Here is a 3,584-nt window from a genome sequence, read left to right on the forward strand (position 1 = left end):
GCGACAGTCATCAGACCATGAGGAGGGAATCGATCGGCCAAGGGTCCACCGAAGAGGTAGGCAAAGATGGCGATGACACCATAGACCGAGAAGAAGGTGCCCAACTCGAAATTGCTGATATCGAATACCGCCAGAAAGGTGGGCTTGAAGACCCGTGGGATGACGAAGGGAAGAAAAAAGATCGATTCTCCAGCGATGATGAGGGTCATCAATGACAACCACCGTTGACGCGGAGACAGTGCTATTTGATTTTGCTGATTTTCGATAACTTCAAGCTCGCGCTCAAGATAGACAATGCCACCGAAGACCGATACCCGATTGCAATTCGTAGCCTACCATCCTAGATATGCCAAAGACTTCAAGGATATGAACGAGGCTTGGATCACCAAGTTCTTCACCATGGAAGATGCGGATCATCGAGCGCTGGATAATCCCCAGTCGTATATCATTGATACAGGTGGTGATATCATCATAGGCCTCTATGAGGACAGAGTAGTGGGAGTATGTGCATTGATCAAGATGAAGGAAGGGCCGTACGATTTCGAATTGGCCAAGATGGCCGTGGACCCATCGGTGCAAGGTATCGGACTCGGATATCAACTCGGATTGGAGACCATCCAACGGGCAAGGGATCTGGGGGCTAAGAAGATCTTCTTGGAGAGCAACACCAAGCTAGAACCCGCAATCAATCTATATCGAAAGTTGGGCTTCCAAGAGATACCGGGTATGAATACCCCCTACTGCCGCTGCAACATCACGATGGATCTGGAGGTATGAATCACTTCCTAGATTCCCGGATGATCACCCGGGCACCTCTGTCATATTTGAAATAGCTCCATACCCAATTGACGAAGACGACCAATCGGCTTCTGAAATCCACCAGGAGCATGAGATGTACCGACATCCACACGAGCCACGCGAAGAGCCCACTGAATTTCCATTTATCCAGATCCACGACTGCGAGATTCCGACCAACTGTAGCCATGGTCCCTTTGTCATTGTAGGTGAAAGGTTTCTCCTCTTTTCCTTGGGCCAGGCGATTCAGATTCTTGGCCAACCAATCTCCTTGCTGACCTGCGACAGAGGCTAACATGGGATGCCCATCCGGATAGTGCTCCGTAGACATGGCCGCGACATCTCCTATGGCATATACATTCTCCATGCCCCTCAGTCTCGCAAAGTCATCCACGGCCAAGCGGTTTCCTTTTCTCTTCTCCACTTCCACTCCGTCCACAGGTCTTCCCTGTACTCCCGCAGACCAGACCAATGTTCTAGCCTGTAGATCCTTGTTGTCTGTACGCACGGTATGCCCATCGTAGCCTTCTACTTTGGTCTTGAGCCATACGTTCACTCCCAGTTTCCGTAAGAATGCTTCACTCTTTTCAGAAGCATGTTGGCTCATGTTGGACAAGAGCCGGTCTGAAGCTTCTACTACGTGGATCTGCATCCGTCTGACGTCCAGGTCGGGATAGTCATGAGGAAGTACGTGACGCTTCAACTCTGCCAAGGCTCCGGCCAATTCCACACCGGTAGGTCCTCCCCCTACAATGACGAATCCCATCAAGGCCTCGCGCTCTTGGATGTCGGTCGTCTGTAATGCGTTCTCGAAATTCTGTAACACTCGACTGCGGATATCCAATGATTCCAGAAGTGTCTTCATGGGCAGGCTGTTCTTTTCCATGTCATCCATCCCGAAGAAATTATTGGTCGCTCCGGTGGCGATGATCAGATGGTCATAGTGCAACTCACCGAGATCTGTTCGAACTGTCTTGTGCTCGGTGTTCACCTTATCTACCTTGGATAGTCTGAAATAGAAATTCTTCTTACCAGCAAAGACCTTACGTATGGGATAGACGATACTGTCGGGTTCGAGGCCGGCAGTGGCGACCTGATACATGAGCGGCTGGAAGGTGTGGTAGTTATTCTCATCGAAGAGTACGACCTGATACTGTCGGGTATCCACCTTCTTGATGAATTTCAATCCAGCGAAACCACATCCGATGACGATGATCCTGGGCAGATCGGTCTCAGGAATATTCATAGAGCGTTGTATCTGATCCAAAGCTATCTAATCCTTCTGCAGTGCATAGCGATTCTTAGGGGAGAATAGTGACTTTCCTTGTATAAGCAGTCGAAACCCTTGAATGCACACCCTCGTATACATGAGCACCATGTCTGACCGAACCTTATCCACGATGCTATTGCAGTATATGCTGTGGGTCATTTTGATGTTCAGCAGTGCCTACGCGTTCTCGCAGCAATGGCACACCTCCAGTTCTGGCCCCGGTGACTTCTGGCTCGATGATATGACCATCGACAGTCAAGGCGCCATCTATACGGCTGGATACTTTTCAGGCTTGGAGATACTCAGTACAGATTCTTCTCAGATACTGCTTCCAGCTGTAGATGATTACGATGGAGTACTTGTCAAGCACGATGAGTTTGGAAATTACCTCTGGTCCATCACCCTTCAGGGGCAAGGGCATCAAGGAGTACGCGGCATAGATGTCAACTCGACCGATGAAGTCGTAATCAGCGGAAGAATCGAAGACACGGTAGACTTCGACATGAGCAACGGTGAGCATTACATCAGCTCGCAGGGAGCCACCAGCTATATCGCTTCCTATGCCTCAGATAGGGACTTGCTCTGGGCCAAAGCCTTTCATGCAAGCGGTCTGGATTGCCATATTCACGACTTGATCATCGACTCTCAGGACAATGTCCTGATCACCGGATCATTCAGCGGAAGCATGGATGCCGATCCGGATTCAGGAGTCGTCCAACTTACGGCATTGGGACAATCGGATGGCTTTATCATCAAGCTTGATCGGGATGGCGAATTCATATGGGCCAAGACCTTTCAAGGTCCAAGCAATGTGCTGAGCAGAGATCTCTTGATCGATGCCGATGGCAATATCATCATCTCTGGAACCTTCAATGGTCAAGCCGACTTGGATACCAGTGAGGATTATGCGGTGGTCATCTCAGAAGGAGACGTAGACATCTTCATCTGCAAATTGGATCAGGCAGGCAACACACTCTGGAGTGGTTCTATCGGTGGCACAGGCACAGAACGGCCTTATGAGCTTGCGATGGATTCAGAGCAATCGATCTACCTCAGTGGAATGTTCGGTGATGCCTGTGATATGGACATGGGAGATGGAATCCATCTACTACACTCCACAGGAAACATGGATGCCATGCTCATCAAGATGGATATGGACGGTAACTTCCAGTGGGCACATAGTCTCGGTGGATCGTTGGTGGATATCGGACATGCAGTGAAGGTCGATATGAACGACCGCATCATCTGGGCAGGACAGTATTGGGGGTCGGTCGATATGGAGGTCGGAATAGAAGAACACTATCAATCCTCTTTGGATGTGATGGATTTCTTCATCTTGGAATTTGACACAGAAGGCAATCAGACGGCTACGATGACACAAGGCGGAATGGCAACAGAGATGTATCCATTGATCACGCTGACTCAGGATGAAGACCTACTCTTTGCAGGTAGTTTCTCTGGAAATTGCGATACAGACCCTAGCAGTTCTTTCTTCCCATCTGAAGCCAGTGGATATGAT

Annotated in this window: 4 protein-coding genes; 2 read left to right on the forward strand and 2 right to left on the reverse strand. The window is 49.5% G+C overall.

Going from position 1 to position 3,584, the window contains the following annotated elements; all coding sequences use genetic code 11:
- The coding region (locus HKN79_07230) for an MFS transporter (protein ID NNC83353.1) at positions 1-209 on the reverse strand (209 nt) is incomplete at its 3' end.
- An 85-nt stretch (positions 210-294) separates the two neighbouring features.
- Here HKN79_07230 and HKN79_07235 point away from each other — a divergent pair.
- A complete protein-coding gene (locus HKN79_07235; protein NNC83354.1) occupies positions 295-777 on the forward strand; it encodes a GNAT family N-acetyltransferase in 483 nt (160 codons plus the stop codon).
- 1 nt (position 778) lies between these two features.
- On the opposite strand, the gene HKN79_07240 is transcribed toward HKN79_07235, so the two are convergent.
- The gene (locus tag HKN79_07240; protein NNC83355.1) at positions 779-2,041 is read right to left on the reverse strand and encodes an NAD(P)/FAD-dependent oxidoreductase; all 1,263 of its coding nucleotides are present in this window, start codon (positions 2,039-2,041) and stop codon (positions 779-781) included.
- Positions 2,042-2,171: 130 nt separating this feature from the next.
- Here HKN79_07240 and HKN79_07245 point away from each other — a divergent pair.
- A partial coding sequence (locus HKN79_07245) for a hypothetical protein (GenBank protein NNC83356.1) occupies positions 2,172-3,584 on the forward strand: 1,413 nt, incomplete at its 3' end.

The sequence above is a fragment of the Flavobacteriales bacterium genome, from assembly GCA_013001705.1.
Lineage (GTDB): Bacteria > Bacteroidota > Bacteroidia > Flavobacteriales_D > JABDKJ01 > JABDLZ01.

Excerpts from the sequence above, each read along its gene's own strand:
- HKN79_07240 (NNC83355.1), bottom strand. The coding sequence starts at position 2,041 with ATGAATATTCCTGAGACCGATCTGCCCAGGATCATCGTCATCGGATGT.
- HKN79_07235 (NNC83354.1), top strand. The coding sequence starts at position 295 with ATGCCACCGAAGACCGATACCCGATTGCAATTCGTAGCCTACCATCCT.